Origin of the sequence: Streptomyces sp. NPDC001292, assembly GCF_042896465.1 — a bacterium.
Classification (GTDB): Bacteria; Actinomycetota; Actinomycetes; order Streptomycetales; family Streptomycetaceae; genus Streptomyces.
The window spans coordinates 1-13,571 of sequence record NZ_JBIAXG010000033.1 but is presented as its reverse complement, the minus strand read 5'-3'; the positions used below and the strand labels follow the sequence as shown (position 1 = coordinate 13,571).

The window sequence follows — 13,571 nt, the reverse complement described above, 5'->3', positions numbered from 1 at the left end:
GTTTCCCCTCCCGTCTCACCCGAGTCCCCTCCGGAAAGCCCTCATCCACCCCCCGGCGCGACCGAGCCTGGGGGTAGCAGGTCCGCTTCCTGACGGGCGGAGAGCGCTCATGGCGTGTGTCCGATGACGTCGACGCGAACGCTGTCGTTGTCGGGCAGCAGCACCACTGTGTTGTCCGAGGACGGATACCATGAGCGATTCACCAGGTAGTACCGGCCGCTACTCTTCGCCAACAGCACGAACCATTCGTACCGGTACCGGTATGGCCCGTGGCTGGCTCCGAGATCCTCCCGTGAGATATCGGGCAGGTTGTAGGCGATGGGCTGCGGCGAGTAGACACGGACCAAGGGCTTTTCGGGATAGTGGTCTATCGCATCGCGTTGGGCCTGTGCCAGACCGGCATCGTGGGCGTATCGCGCCATGCTGAAGAACAGCGACAGGACGAGCATGGCGGTGAACAGCGACCCGCCGACCAACCACAGTCTGTCAGTCGACCGGTGGGCGTTCAGGCGACGCTGGTCCGCGATACGCAGATGGACTGCACAGATCCCCATGGTCGCGCCCAGGGCCACCACCAACGTGGGGAGAAACTCCCGGACCAGACCGGGCCACAGACGCGCAATGACTGCATTCTTCCACCAAACGGGCTCCATGAACACGACGAGACCCAGCAGCGTCAGGGCAGCCCCCGCGCCCAGCAGCCCCCAGGTCACCCGGCGCCGCAGGCTCCGGGTGACCCTCACCAGCAACCGCTCCAACAGCCCGAAGGCGAGCAGCACGGCGAGCCCACAGCAGAACAGGAACCACAGGGGCAAAAAGAGCGCGTCATCACTGCGCACAACGTAGCTCTGCGAGGACAGCTGCAGATCGCTCGCCGGGATCCCGAAGAAGGAGTAGTACGACGTGATGTAGGTGTTGCCAAAGTAGTAGAGCAGACCAAAAATGACCGTCCCGGGCGCCAGCACATAGGCCGCCTTCTCGAGAAAGGTCTTTCCAGCCGACTCCCGAACGGCGGGTCGGCTGCGGCCCGGAAGCCGCGTCGGCGAACCGACATGAGGCATCCGCCCTCGCCGCCCACGTCCTTGCGCACACACGGTTCAAGACTGGGCTGCCCCATCCAGAGCCGCATCTCTGGCCAGTCCATTCGCCTGATCAAAGCCCCGATGCGCGCGTCACGGCCCCACAGGATCGGCACCAGTGGCTTACCGCGGGCCGCGAGGGCGCGGATGGCCTGCCCGGGCGGATCGCCCCGGGCAGGCCGGCGCCGCGCCCTACGCCGGTTCGACGATCAGCCAGGCCACCGTGGAGGCGTCCCCCGCGGTACCGCGGACGCTGAACGATTCGCCGGGCACGCGCCCGGAGACGTACGCAATGCCGGACGGGGTGCCACCCGGTTCCTGGACGGTGAGGAAGATGCGGCTGGCCGCGGTGACCGCGGTGGTGGGCACGGTGACCGGGGTGTCGCCGGTGAGGGTGAGCGTGCCCATCTTGGCGTCGGCGCCCTCCTTGACCTTGAGGCCGCGGCCGGCCTTGGCCGCGACGATGTCCGCGTTGGGGCTGCCGACTGCGGCCGGGCCCAGGCGGCCCCAGGAGGTGTCGCGGACCGTCGTTCCGCCGGGGCCCCAGCTCTGCGCGCCGTCGACCTCGATGACGTACCGGCTGATCGCGTCGCCGGGGATCTGCGACTGGAAGGCGCGGGCGGTGGTGTCGGCGCCGACGAAGGCGTAGCCCTGGCCGCCCTGGGTGCGGCTGGAGGCGAGGCGGAAGCCGGGGTTGCTGTTGACGTTCACCTCCACCGACGGGGTGCTGTTCTCCTGACCGAGGAAGATCCGGCCGTTGGCGCGGTTGACCCGGAGCGGATGGTCCAGCTCGGTGCCGTTGTCGGCGTAGCGGACCAGGGCGAAGTCGGAGCCGTTGTTGGCGCCGGACTCGGAGGCGGAGGTGGCGCGCAGCGCCCAGCGCCGGTTCCGGCCACGGGTGGCGAACTCGACGTCCCGGTAGGTGCCGACGCCGCCGGACACCACGTGCACGTCGGACCGGTCGAAGACGGGCGTGCCCGAGGTCTGGATACCGGCCGCGACACCGCTGTGCCGGACGACGACCTTGCCGGCGTCGTCGAAGGCCGCCTCGGTGCCCACGTACTGGCCGCCGGTGACGGAGACGAAGTGGGAGCTGTCCAGGGCGGTGGTGCTCAGGCCGTACGAGGGGGAGTACGCGCCGGCGTTGTCGTCGTCGCGGGCGACCGAGGTGGAGCAGCCGGTGAGGACCACGCCGGCCGCCCAGTTGCCGCTGACGCGGAAGCCGGCGTGGCCGGGGCCGTTCCTGCCGTCCCGCTTGGCGAGGCAGCCGACGAAGTGGGCGAAGCGGCCGCCGGCCGAGGTGGCGACGTGGAAGCCGTTGCCGCCGCTGCGGTCGGTGTTGCAGCCGACCAGGACGAGCGAGTAGACGCGGCCGGTGATGTGGTAGCCGTGCTGGGAGTTCCACTCGGAGCGGCAGTCGACCAGGGTGACCGCGTTGGGGTTCAGGATGTCGTAGCCGTGGCCCTTGTTGCCCTGGGAGTAGCACTGGAACAGGTCGGCGTCGACCAGACCGCCCCCGTTGCCCCGGGCGTCGCCCCAGGTGAAGCCGTGGCCGCCGTTGTGGATGGCGTGCACCTGGTTGAGCTGGAAGGCAGCGGAGTTCTGCGCGTTGACGCCGTGGCCGCTGAACCGCCAGACCGTCACCTTGTCCATGCCGACGTCCCGGACGCCGGGGTTGATCCGTATGCCATCGACCGCGGCGCCGGTGGAGTCCTTCTGGTCGCGCCCGTCGAGGGCGAGTCCGTACAGGCGGGGACCGCCCCGGAAGGCGGAGTTCTGGTAGTCGCCCTGGGGCGGGACCGGGTCGACGACGATCAGTGCCTCGCCGGTGAAGTTCCCGATGCCGGGGCGGAGGTAGGAGTCCACCATGTTGGTACGCATCGGGAAGTGCGGGTTCCAGTCGCCGCGCAGGGTCACGCCGCAGCTGAGCCGGAGCGGGGAGGCGAGCCGGTACCTGCCGGGCGGGAAGTAGACGGTGCCGCCCTGGCCGGCCATGTCGATGGCGCGCTGGATGGCCGGCTGGTCGTCGGCCTGGTCGTCGCCGAGGGCGCCGAACGCGCGGTCCTTCACGTTCAGCCAGCCGGTACGTCCCTTCCCAGCAGTCGCCTCCTCGGGGTCGGTCTTCGGGTCGTTCGCGGCGGCCGGCCCGCCGGCCGCGACTGCGGTGGCGAGCGCGGCGCCCCCCAGTCCAGCGGCTCCGGCGAGCAGGCGGCGTCTGGAGGAGACAGGATGAGCTGTCATGGCGGGTTCCCCCCTAGGTTCCCAATGTGCCGGTGGGGCACCGCCGTCAGGCGGCGCAACGTCGGGGGGAAGGGTGTCACGGCGGGAAGGGAGGTGGTAAGCCCTTTGCCGGGAGGCACTCCGCAATGGTGCGTACCTCGCCGTCATGCCGACCGACTACTTCGCCGACAACCCGCGTACCAACCTGGAGCGCCATGCTGGCGGGTGACCTGTACATCGCCGACGACCCGGAGATCGCCCGGCGGCAGCGGCACGCGATGCGGCTGGCCGCCCGCTACCAGGCCGCCTACCTCGAGGACCCGGACGCGGCCGGGGCGGTGCTGGCCGAGTTGCTCGGCGGGGTCGGCGAGGGCGTCGACGTACGGCCGCCGCTGTACGTCGACTACGGAAGCAACATCACCATCGGGGCCCGCACCTTCGTCAACTACCACCTCACCGCGCTGGACGTCGCCCGGATCACCATCGGCGAGGACTGCCAGATCGGCCCCGGACTCCTAATCTCTGACACCAGGGGACAAGTAACCGGCGAATAGATCGGTCGACCAGCACCGCTTGTCGACGTTGATTCCCGACGCGGGTTACAGACACTGCCGACCTGCGGAAACGCCAAGGCCGGGCCGAATGTCGACAGACCCTCGTTTTCCGGCACTTGCCCCTCGCGGCTGGTGACAGCGTTCTTACCCCGCAGTCCGCCGTGGGTTCAGCGTGACTGAGGGGCCTTCATCGGGAACCCACGGTGTCTTCTGGAGGTGTGCTCAAAAGTGCGGTGGGTTCGTTGCTGCTGATCGGCAGAGTAGTACGGGTATGCCCTAAAGGGCCATGGGATGATCTTGACGCCCGCCGGGGGTGTGCCGGACGACCTTCGAGATGCGTACCGGACCCTCTGCCCCGACACTGAGCATCGGGGCGGGGACGACCGGTGCTTCGGTGAGGAAGACGCCCATGTCTGATCGTGTTGCGATGGAGCGCGTGTGGGTGGCGCACACGGACGGCGAGTTCGTGCAGCTGGACCTGCAGGCCACGATGAGCACGATGACCGACAGCCCCACAGTGGTCCATGTGCCGACCGCGATGGGCGGCGTGGGCCGCAAGAGTGTCGCGGACTTCTACGAGCGCTGGTTCATCGGGCGCAACCCGGCGGACTTTGCGCTGAGGTCCGTGTCCCGCACCGTCGGGGGCGACCGGATCGTCGACGAGATGGTCGTGTCCTTCACCCACGACATCGAGGTCCCGTGGGTCCTGCCCGGCGTGGACCCGACCGGGAGAGCTGTCAGCGTGCCCGTCATCGCCGTCGTGGGGTTCCGCGACGGAGCCATCGACAGCGAGCACATCTACTGGGACCAGGCATCGGTCCTCGCCCAGACGTGCCTGCTGGACGCCGACCTGGTCGCGCGGCTCCCTGTGATCACGGATCAGTCGGACGTCCTGGACGGTGCTCTCCCGCTGAACCAGCTGGCTCTGACGCCACGGAAACCCCGGCCACCGGCCTGATTCACCCGCGGGCACTCGACCACGCGGCCGGTGAGGTTGTGCAGCTCGACCTTGTGCCGCAGTTCAAGGAACTGGAAGAACACCGCCAGCGCGCCCGCCCGGCCGGTCCGGGCCGACGGTTTGGCGTCACGGAGCACCTTGCCGAAGTACACGTCGGCGTCGGCCGGCTCCATCTCCCACAGCGGGCGGCCGAACCAGTCCCGGGTCAGTTCCAGGTGGATGGTGTCGTTGCGGATCGTACTGTCGACCAGTCCGGCCGAAGCCCTCGCGAGCACGAACCCCGCCAGGACGTCGGTCTCGAACTCAGCGAGTTCCTGCTCGCTCACCGGGGCCCGGTACTCACGTAGATCGCGCACTACGGCCAGAGCCAACCCACGCCTCCTCGACTTCACCCAGGCTGAAGAAAGCCCGGCAGGGATGAGGCTTACGCACTCCGCGCGAGGTTGGGTCAGAACGGGCCATGCTCACCCGGACGAGGGAACGCGCCCTGGTGCAGGCACTCTCCAGGCACCGGCCGGTCGTGGATGAGGCTGGGGACTCAGCGACTATTGCTCAGTCGGCCGAACCGCTGACCAGCGGAGACGTACCTACTTTGCGCCTGGTGTCAGAGATAGGAGTCCGGGGCCGACTGTGCGTGGACGGACGGAAGCCCCGGAGCGATCCGGGGCTTCCGTCCGTTGGTCGTGACTCTTCAGCTCTCGGTGTCGTCCTCCCCGAGCCCTTGCATGATCCGGTCGTTCATCTCCTGCTCCTGGCCATCGATGCACTTGGCGTAGATCTTCAGGAGCACGTCCACCGAGTGGCCGACGCGAGCGGCGACCTCTGGGGCGGGTACTCCCGAGTTGAGCCACTGGGAAACGCCCGCGTGCCGGAGGCCGTACGGCCGGAAGGCGAGGACCGAGGACACCTGATCGGGGACGAGCGCCAGTTCCCGAGCCTGCTTCCATGCTCGGGAGTACGACGAGGCAGCGATCACGTTGCCTCGCTCACTGGAGAACAGTCGGCCGTCCTCCGCCGTGCCGAACTCGTCCAGGTGGTCGCGGAGCAGCCGCACGAGCGGCGGCGGAATCGGCACGATGCGTACCTCACCGTGGGCCCGCTGCTTCAGGCCGCGCCGATCGTGCGCTTTCCCGGAGTCCGTCCACGCCTTCCCGGCCGTGGGACGGGTCTCGGCCAGTTCGATACGGCCCCAGCCCGACGCCGGAAGCGTGCAGTCGGAGCGGCGAAGGCCGAGGGCCTCCCCCGGCCGCATGGCCGCGTAGTACAGGCACCCGAAGAACGCCCGCAGCCGCCGGCCGCTCGCCCGGTCGTAGCCTCGGCGCTCTCGGTCAGCTCGGCGAAGGAGGCCCGCTCCCAGTAGGTGCGCTCCGGGCCGCCGTCGGTCCAGTCGGGATCGGCGGCGATCGAGGTCACGCCGACAAAAAGGTCCACGTCGCGCATGGCCTCGCTGAACACCAGCGGGGGCACGTCGGCGAGCGGCGCCTCGCGCCAGGCGCCCTCCACCCGGCGGTCGAACCGCACCTGGTCGGTCGCGGCCAGTTCGTCGTCGCCCGCCCAGTCGGCCCAGCTGTGGAAGAGGCGGGCCCGCCACTCCCCCGCCGCGAGGGTGCGTTCGGCCTCGTCGCTTCCCCCGCCGTCCCGGGGGCCGAGCCGGTCGCTCTTCCATCCGGTGTGCGGGCCGCTTTCCCGCCTGCGTACCGCCAGGATCCGGTGTTGTCGAAGCGGGAGGCCAGCATCAGGCACAGGGCCGCCGCCCTGCCCTCCTCCTGCGAGCAGGCCGCAAGCCGCCCGTCGATCTCGGCCTGGGTCGCTGCGCGTATCGCCTCGATCCGCTCGAATTCCTGCGGTCCCCGCAACGCCGCGGAGGCTTCCCACCGGGGCTCTGTCCGCTGACGTTCCAGGAGGTCGACGAGCCAGCGGACGCGGTCGAAGGCGGCAGACCTCACGTCGTCGAGCGAGTCGTTCCTGAGGGATTCGGCCACCAAGGCTTCGTAGAGCATGGCGGGATGATGGCAGGGGGGACTGACAATGCGACCAGCCTGAAGGGTCACCGAGCCTGTTGAATCACGGGGTTCAACTGCCGACGGCCAGAAGTCGGTCCGGGCACGGTGTCCAGGGGAGCAAGCTGTGTCAGGGCCGGCGCGCCGGATGGCCACGTATGTCCGAGGCGACAAGAACCTCCACCACCACGGCCGTGATCACGCGCTACCGATGCAGCCGGACAACCGCCTGGATCGCCAGCTTCCCGGCCCCGACCAGTGGCTCTCGCTGTGCCCATTTTCCGTGTCCGCCGCCGGGGGCGCCAACCTGCGGTCAGCCGTGCCTGGCTATCGTCACAGGTCAGTGCCATGTTTTGTCCGTCAGCGGCGTGCGTGGTCGTGTGCCCCTTGGGAGGCGTGGAAGAGCCGAGTCGGCAGAGTCCCGGCCAGGCTGAAAAGGACGCAGGTGCCCCCGTCCATGGCTCGAAATGTGAATGGCCAGCCACAGGTTCGTGCCCTACGGGGCAGGAACATGGCTGATCCCCTGTCAAGGGCCATGGGAACCGACGCCGGTAGGCATCGTGAACGAGAGCCTGCGCCTGATCAGCCCCGTGGAGTCGGAGGCCCTTTCGGCGCTAACCTGCGGTTGTTGCCAGGGAGTCGGTACCCGCTACCAGGCAGCACGCTCGCCCTCGGTGCGGGAGGGACACCGTCGTAACGCAGCGCGGAGCGGTCGGCGGTTGGCCGAGGAAGGGGGAGCGGCGGGCTCCGCCGGTACCGTGTTCCCTGTGGACGGACAGCTGAGCCGCGCGGAACTCGATGAGCTGGTCGAGCAGGCCACCGTGGATGCCTACGACGACATGGAGCAGGTCACGGGCCTCTACACGATGCTCGCAGAGCATCTGGCCGTCCCGTTCAAGACGGTCGTTCTCGGGGTCGAGGTCACCGCGAAGAAGGTGGACCTGCTGCCCGGCAGCCGGATCGTGGCGGTCTGTACACGCGGTCGGCACCGACAGGCGATCGGCATTCTCGACCTTCCGTTGCCGGATCCAGCGCCCAAGGGGGCCGAGTGGATCGAGGCCTACCGGCACTGGCGACCCTGAAGGCACCCGGGTCAGTGGCCGCCCGGCAGCGCCGGCCGGTAGCCCTGGTCGGCGAGCCAGGCCCGGGCGCGGCCGTACTGCCGTTCTGCGGAGAACAACCAGTACCGCTGCAGCTGCGCCGGTGAGGTGGCCAGCATGTCCTTGAACCGACGGAATGCTCCTGGGCCCTGGATCGTGATGCCGAGGAACCGTGCGAGGTCCTGGTCATCGAGGGTGGCGATGAAGTCCTCCATGTCACGGTAGGCGTCCCGCGAGCCCTCGCACGGGACATGGAGCCACCGCTTGGCGTCCTCCGGTTCCTCCTCGTCCCACGGCTCCTCGGTGTCCGCGAGGGCGGGCCGGCACTCACCGGTGTCCAGGTCGATGCGGCCACTGCCCCAGGCGGGATCGCCTTCGAGCAGACCGGAGAGTTCCTCCAGATCGACCGGCACCGGCCGCAGCACGCAGACGGCACCGCCGCCCACCGTGTCGAGCTGTTCGGCGAGGACCTCGTCTCCTCGCCAGCCTCGTTCGCGCAGGGTGGACGTACTGGCGAGCGCCGTCTCCCTGGCGCCGGACACACCCCGGACAACGGCTGCGGTGAGCGCGTCTCCGCCCTGCTGCAGCACGTCGGCAGGGTCATGCGTACGCAACAGGGCGAGCAGCGACGGGGCGTCCGCGGTGTGGCAGGCGGCGCGGAGCGCCTTCAGCGCGTGCTCGGTCCATGCTTCGGTCATGTCCGCGAGGCTACTTCCCCAACTCCTCCCGAGAACCGCTCGCCTCGCTCACCCTACGGCGTCCGGGTACGGCGTCCGGTCGGCTCCGCGTCCGACCGCACCCACCCCGGCGGCGATAGGGTCCGCCCTGTGAGCGAGTACCAGTACTACGAGTTCCAGACCCTCGATCGACCGTTGAGCCGTGAGGAGCAGGAGCAGCTGCGGGCCATCTCCACGCGTGCCCGGATCACGGCCACCAGCTTCACCAACACCTACAACTGGGGCGACTTGAGCGGCAGTCCACGCCGCATGGTCGAGCGCTACTTCGACGCCCACCTGTACGTCACAAACTGGGGCACCCGCCGGCTGATGCTGCGCCTGCCCAAGGAAGCCCTGACCTTGCCCACGGTGAAGCCGTACTGCCTCGACCACCACGTCGACGCCTGGACCACCCGCACCCACCTCCTGCTCGACCTCATCAGCGAGGACGAGAACGGCGACTGGGTCGAGGGCGCCGACGACTCCCTGGCCGCCCTCATCGGCGTACGCGACGAACTCGCCACCGGCGACCTGCGCCCTCTCTACCTCGCCTGGCTCTCCGTGCTCACCGCCTGGGAACTCGAAGACGACGAAGAAGAGGAGTACCAGACCTGCCCCGAGCCGCCGGTCCCGGCCGGGCTCGGCGAACTGACCGCCCCGCAGCGCGCGCTCGCGGACTTCCTGCGCGTAAACGACGACCTGCTGGCAGTAGCGGCCCAGGCCAGTCCCACCGCGCCCAAGGAGCCGGCCAAACCCACGAAGAAGGAACTCGCCCCGCTGATCGCCGCCCTCCCGCAGAACGAAAAGGACGCTCTGCTGCTGCGGCTCGCCCTCGGCCCGGAAACCGGGTTGCGCACCGAGCTCCTGCACCGCCTGCGCGGCACCACAGCCCCCACCGCGGTCCCCGGGCGCCGATCAGCGGCCCACCTCCTGGACGCCGCCCACACACGGCGCACCGAACGCCGACAGAGCGCCGAACACGAACGAACCGCAGCCCGCAACCAGCACCTGACCGCCCTCGCAGGCGATGCCGAACACATCTGGCAGCAGGTCGAGGCACACATCGCCACCAAGAAGACCAACGCCTACGACCAGGCCGTCACCCTGCTCGCGGAACTACGTGACGCGTACGTCCACACCGGACGGGGCACGGACTTCCGAGAGCGCCTCACCAACCTGCGCGAGGACTACCAGCGCCGCCCCGGCCTCATCCACCGCCTCGACCACCACGGCCTCCGGTAACACCCCACTCCCCTGTCTGCATGCCCTGCCGACGTCGCCCGCATCGGGCCACGCTCAGGGAGTGACGAGGAGCCCGCCGCGGAGGACTACGGGGTGCGCACTGGCTCCGGTACGGGTGGTACGTGGGCAGGTGCCCGCTCCGGCTGCTGCGGCCCGGGTGTGGTGGGGGCGAAGAGCCAGCCGGTGGACGGGCGGGTCAGTGGACGGACCAGGTGGCGCACCGGCGGGGACCCGAGCACCATCGTCAGCAGGACCGCGCACAGCACCAGACCGGCGATCTCGACCGGGGTGTTCACCCGTGATATCCAGCCCTGTTCCCGGACCGGCAGGATGACCAAGGGGTGCAGTAGGTAGATCGTGAACCCGCCGGCGCCCAGCGTGGTGATCAGCGGCAGCCGCCGCCGGGGCATCAGCCGCAGCAGACAGAGCACCAGGGCCGCGGCCGAGGCCAGCACCAGCAGCCGGATGACCCAGGCCCATTCCAGGCTCAGTGGATCGTCGGCGGAGTAAGGATGGCGCATGGAAAGCCAGTTGCCCTTGATCTGCCGGTGCCACAGCCACCCCACGACACAGGAGGCAAGGATCCCGGCGGCCGCCACGAACAGGCTCCAGCGGCTGGTGAACCAGGCGTTCAGGAAGCCCTGGCCGATCCGCCAGCCGAGGTAGAACAGCGGAAGGTAGACGAGCGTGCGGCTCGCCGAGAATTCCAACCCGAACTCCTCGACGTACCCCACGGCGAGGGCGATGCCCGTGGTGACGAGCAGAGGGTGACGAAGCTGGACCACCAACGGCAGCAACAGTCGCCAGAAGAAGAGGGACATCAGAAACCACAGCGTCCACGGCAGTTGGACGACATGCACGATGAACTCGTTGCCCAGCCAGTACTTCTCCAGCGAGTAGAGCAGGCTGAACGCGAGGGCGGGCAGCACGATGCTCCGCAGCAGGGTGCGCAGGGAACGTGAGCCGAGCGGCCCCGCGTCGCTGAACACACCGGCCAGCATGACGAAGGCAGGCACCCGGAAGGCCCAGCTGGCGATGTGGAAGGAGTGCAGCACGTCTTCTCGCGCCATGATGCTGCCGACGGTGTGCAGCATCACGATCAGCGTGGCGGAGAGGAACCGGGTGTTGTCCCACCACGGATTCCTGGCCCGGTCCGCCCCGCCAGTTCGGTCGGTGGAGACGGCGGTGGCAGGTCTCGGGAGTGGCTTGTCCATCGCGACGGCGGGCTCCTGGCAGCGGCTCGGCAGGGGAATTGGCCGCCGCACTGATGCTCGACTGCTCGACTTGACGGCGTTCGGCACACCGTGCCCAGCGCCGTGAAGGGCTTGGTTGCCGGGTCAGGTTCATACGGTGAACTTCGCATGTACATCAGGAGCCCCCACGCACCTCCCGCCGGCGCTCCCGCCGCACGAGCGACCGCTCCCCGCCCGGCGGACCCCCGCCGGCCGAGCGTCCGTGAGGAGCGCGGCTCTTGGGGTCAAGCTTGGATCTCGCGCACCAGAGCGTCGTCTCCGTCGTAGAGCTCCAGGGAGTACGCCAGTCCGAAGCGGTGGAGGAGGGCGGCGAGCTCGTCGAATCCTTCGGGGGTCGACGACTCCCCTCAGCAGGACGTCTGGACCGTCGACAGGGCCGATCTCCACCTCGCTCCGACTGGTTCCCACCTCGTAGCCGTGCCAGGAAGACGATCTCGACCTCCAGCCGGTCTGGACGAAGCGCTCGGCTACAGAGGCGTCTCGGCAGCCGTGCAGGACGCCGTTCACGTTGTTGCCGATCTCGATCCATTCGGCGTCGAGCGCGTCGCCCTCCTCGGAGATGTCCACCCTCTTGTCGCGCTCAGTCGGACTGTGGTGTGTCCTTGCCGCTGCCGTACGGGCGGGTGAGGATCTCCATTGCGTGGCCCACCGGGTCCTGGAAGTACAGGCCGCGTCCACCGTCGCGGTGGTTGATCTGATTGGGCTGTTCCATGTGCGGGTCGGCGTAGTACGTGACGTGGGCCTGCTGGATTCGGTCGAACGCCGCGTCGAAGTCCTCGTCGGACACGAGGAAGGCGTAGTGCTGGGCGGCGATCGGTCCTTCGGGGTCGGCCATGTAGTCGAGGGTGACGCCGTTGCCGGTGGCGACGGGAACGAACGGGCCCCAGGGTGCGCCGACCTCCAGGCCCAGGATGCCCGCGAGGAACTCGGCGGACTCCTGCTTGTTCCGGGCGTGGACGATGGTGTGGTTCAGCTCCACGTTCATGGTGTGCCTCCCTGCGGCACCTCAACGGCGCCTCCGTGCCCCACCAAACCGATGTCCGGCACGCGGTGCCGTTATTCCGACCCTAGCGGGGGCGGTCCGTGGGGGGTAGCCGGACCAAGTCACCCGATTCGAGGGCGGACGAGAACGCAGCGCGACCAGTCGTAACCCTGCGCTCTCACAGGGTCACTGGCCCCAGAGTCGCCGCAATCCGTTCTCCAACAGTGTGAATGCCTCTTCCGCGTCCGTCACCGCGCCGTGTGGCGGGCGTCGGCCGGTTCTCCGTGGGCCAGGCGGGCGGCGTTGTCCTGGGCCAGTAGTCCTTGGACTGCGACGATCTGGGTGGCGGCCAACCGTGCTGAGGGGTGCGGCACCGCGGCGTATGGTCGCGAGCCAGTGGCTGAGCCCGGGTGAAGGCCCTGATTTCTGTGTGGTGGGAGGTGCCCCGTAGTCGGTCATGTGCCTGGCTAGAGCAGGCCCAGGTCGCCGAGTTCCTTGTGCAGGTCGGCGCGCGGGTTGTCGGCTTGCACCGGTAGGTCGCCGCGGGTGGCCGCCCCGGTTCCGCCGTCGGGGCGGCTGGTTCCGGTGGGCCGTGAGCGCCGGTCCCGGAAGAGCCAGGCTCCGACCAGGCCGCCGATCAGGCCGCCGAGGTGTCCCAGCCAGCTCACTCCGGGTGTCCCGGGCACGGCGACGGTGAGCATGTAGGCGAAGGAGGCCGCCATGACGATGCCGATCAGCGTGTCGATCAGGTGCCGGTCGAAGAGGCCGCGGACCACGACGTAGCCGAAGTAGCCGAAGATCAGACCGCTGGCACCCACCGTCTCCACGCCGCCTCGTTCGAAGAGCCAGACGGTGAGTCCGCTGGTCACCGCGACGAGCAGACTCAGTCCGAGGAAGCGGGCCACACCCCGGTAGGCGGCGAGGAACCCGAAGATGAACAGCGGGCCGGAGTTGCTTTCGATGTGCGCCCAACTCCAGTGCAGGAAGGGCGCGGTGAGGATGTCGGGCAGCGTGCCGAGGTCGCCGGACGCCACCCCGAACTGTCGTGAGAGGGCGTAGCCGCCGGTGTAGTTGGCCAGTTGCACCAGCCAGACCACCGCGAGGAACCCGAACATCGTGAAGAACGCCTTCCGCGCCTCCGCGATCATCCGCTCCGGACCGACCGGCCCAGCCCCCGCCCCGGCCCGCCCCTGATCCGACCTGCCCATGGCACGCTCCCCCCCTGCGGATCCGTCTCCGCGCCACCACGGACTTCCAGTATTCCCGGCGGCGGACGTGCGGGGGGAGGGGGAGAACAGGTCCGCGCCGTCAGTCCCACGGTGGGCGTCAGCGCAGGGAGTCGACTGCCGGTCAGCGCAGGGAGTCGACTGCCGGTCAGCGCAGGGGGTCGAAGGGGGCCAGTTCCGTGGGGCGTTCGCCGGTGACGATCGTTTCGGCGAGGAGGCGTCCGGTGGCCGGGCCGAGGGT

The 13,571-nt window shown here is 69.1% G+C and carries 10 protein-coding genes and 4 pseudogenes; 4 read left to right on the top strand and 10 right to left on the bottom strand.

Annotated elements, in window-relative coordinates; all coding sequences use genetic code 11:
• Window positions 1-107: 107 nt before the first annotated feature.
• The 3 genes and pseudogenes from ACFY4A_RS29145 to ACFY4A_RS29135 all read right to left on the bottom strand — a co-directional run bounded on the left by ACFY4A_RS29145 (window position 108) and on the right by ACFY4A_RS29135 (window position 3,320).
• Window positions 108-1,061: a hypothetical protein gene (locus tag ACFY4A_RS29145; protein WP_390832324.1), complete on the bottom strand. Its 954-nt coding sequence runs from the start codon at window positions 1,059-1,061 to the stop codon at window positions 108-110.
• Between the two features lie 104 nt (window positions 1,062-1,165).
• Window positions 1,166-1,234 (bottom strand): annotated as a pseudogene (locus ACFY4A_RS29140) (uracil-DNA glycosylase); the annotation flags it as partial.
• 37 nt (window positions 1,235-1,271) lie between these two features.
• The gene (locus tag ACFY4A_RS29135) at window positions 1,272-3,320 is read right to left on the bottom strand and encodes a glycosyl hydrolase family 28-related protein (RefSeq protein ID WP_390832323.1); all 2,049 of its coding nucleotides are present in this window, start codon (window positions 3,318-3,320) and stop codon (window positions 1,272-1,274) included.
• Window positions 3,321-3,465: 145 nt separating this feature from the next.
• On the opposite strand from ACFY4A_RS29135, the pseudogene ACFY4A_RS29130 reads away from it, so the two are divergent.
• Together ACFY4A_RS29130 and ACFY4A_RS29125 are read left to right on the top strand one after the other, a co-directional pair.
• Window positions 3,466-3,814 (top strand): annotated as a pseudogene (locus ACFY4A_RS29130) (maltose acetyltransferase domain-containing protein); the annotation flags it as partial.
• A 448-nt stretch (window positions 3,815-4,262) separates the two neighbouring features.
• Window positions 4,263-4,811, top strand: coding sequence for a nuclear transport factor 2 family protein (locus tag ACFY4A_RS29125; RefSeq protein WP_390832322.1), 549 nt, complete (start codon window positions 4,263-4,265; stop codon window positions 4,809-4,811).
• On the opposite strand, the gene ACFY4A_RS29120 is transcribed toward ACFY4A_RS29125, so the two are convergent.
• Both ACFY4A_RS29120 and ACFY4A_RS29115 read right to left on the bottom strand, forming a co-directional pair.
• Window positions 4,733-5,182, bottom strand: a complete 450-nt coding sequence (locus ACFY4A_RS29120; protein WP_390832321.1) for a hypothetical protein — start codon at window positions 5,180-5,182, stop codon at window positions 4,733-4,735. The genes ACFY4A_RS29125 and ACFY4A_RS29120 overlap by 79 nt on opposite strands.
• Before the next feature lie 320 nt (window positions 5,183-5,502).
• Window positions 5,503-6,126 (bottom strand): annotated as a pseudogene (locus ACFY4A_RS29115) (tyrosine-type recombinase/integrase); the annotation flags it as partial.
• 1,452 nt (window positions 6,127-7,578) lie between these two features.
• Between ACFY4A_RS29115 and ACFY4A_RS29110 the strand changes: the two are divergent.
• Window positions 7,579-7,893: a hypothetical protein gene (locus ACFY4A_RS29110; protein WP_390832320.1), complete on the top strand. Its 315-nt coding sequence runs from the start codon at window positions 7,579-7,581 to the stop codon at window positions 7,891-7,893.
• A gap of 11 nt (window positions 7,894-7,904) precedes the next feature.
• Here ACFY4A_RS29110 and ACFY4A_RS29105 read toward each other — a convergent pair whose 3' ends face one another.
• A complete protein-coding gene (locus tag ACFY4A_RS29105) occupies window positions 7,905-8,609 on the bottom strand; it encodes a UPF0158 family protein (protein ID WP_390832319.1) in 705 nt (234 codons plus the stop codon).
• A 129-nt stretch (window positions 8,610-8,738) separates the two neighbouring features.
• On the opposite strand from ACFY4A_RS29105, the gene ACFY4A_RS29100 reads away from it, so the two are divergent.
• Entirely contained in the window at window positions 8,739-9,869 is a 1,131-nt protein-coding gene (locus ACFY4A_RS29100) for a hypothetical protein (RefSeq protein ID WP_390832318.1), read from the top strand.
• Window positions 9,870-9,955: 86 nt separating this feature from the next.
• Here the strand turns inward: ACFY4A_RS29100 and ACFY4A_RS29095 are convergent, their stop codons facing one another.
• The 4 genes and pseudogenes from ACFY4A_RS29095 to ACFY4A_RS29080 all read right to left on the bottom strand — a co-directional run bounded on the left by ACFY4A_RS29095 (window position 9,956) and on the right by ACFY4A_RS29080 (window position 13,312).
• The gene (locus ACFY4A_RS29095) at window positions 9,956-11,083 is read right to left on the bottom strand and encodes an acyltransferase family protein (RefSeq protein ID WP_390832317.1); all 1,128 of its coding nucleotides are present in this window, start codon (window positions 11,081-11,083) and stop codon (window positions 9,956-9,958) included.
• 619 nt (window positions 11,084-11,702) lie between these two features.
• On the bottom strand, window positions 11,703-12,107 hold the full coding sequence (locus ACFY4A_RS29090) for a VOC family protein (protein WP_390832316.1): 405 nt from the start codon (window positions 12,105-12,107) through the stop codon (window positions 11,703-11,705).
• Window positions 12,108-12,290: 183 nt separating this feature from the next.
• Window positions 12,291-12,469, bottom strand: a pseudogene (locus ACFY4A_RS29085) (TetR family transcriptional regulator); the annotation flags it as partial.
• A 102-nt stretch (window positions 12,470-12,571) separates the two neighbouring features.
• Complete coding sequence (locus ACFY4A_RS29080) at window positions 12,572-13,312, bottom strand: rhomboid family intramembrane serine protease (protein ID WP_390832315.1); 741 nt, start codon at window positions 13,310-13,312, stop codon at window positions 12,572-12,574.
• Window positions 13,313-13,571: the final 259 nt, after the last annotated feature.

Excerpts from the sequence above, each read along its gene's own strand:
- ACFY4A_RS29090 (WP_390832316.1), bottom strand. The coding sequence starts at position 12,107 with ATGAACGTGGAGCTGAACCACACCATCGTCCACGCCCGGAACAAGCAG.
- ACFY4A_RS29095 (WP_390832317.1), bottom strand. The coding sequence starts at position 11,083 with ATGGACAAGCCACTCCCGAGACCTGCCACCGCCGTCTCCACCGACCGA.
- ACFY4A_RS29080 (WP_390832315.1), bottom strand. The coding sequence starts at position 13,312 with ATGGGCAGGTCGGATCAGGGGCGGGCCGGGGCGGGGGCTGGGCCGGTC.
- ACFY4A_RS29125 (WP_390832322.1), top strand. The coding sequence starts at position 4,263 with ATGTCTGATCGTGTTGCGATGGAGCGCGTGTGGGTGGCGCACACGGAC.
- ACFY4A_RS29105 (WP_390832319.1), bottom strand. The coding sequence starts at position 8,609 with ATGACCGAAGCATGGACCGAGCACGCGCTGAAGGCGCTCCGCGCCGCC.
- ACFY4A_RS29135 (WP_390832323.1), bottom strand. The coding sequence starts at position 3,320 with ATGACAGCTCATCCTGTCTCCTCCAGACGCCGCCTGCTCGCCGGAGCC.
- ACFY4A_RS29145 (WP_390832324.1), bottom strand. The coding sequence starts at position 1,061 with ATGCCTCATGTCGGTTCGCCGACGCGGCTTCCGGGCCGCAGCCGACCC.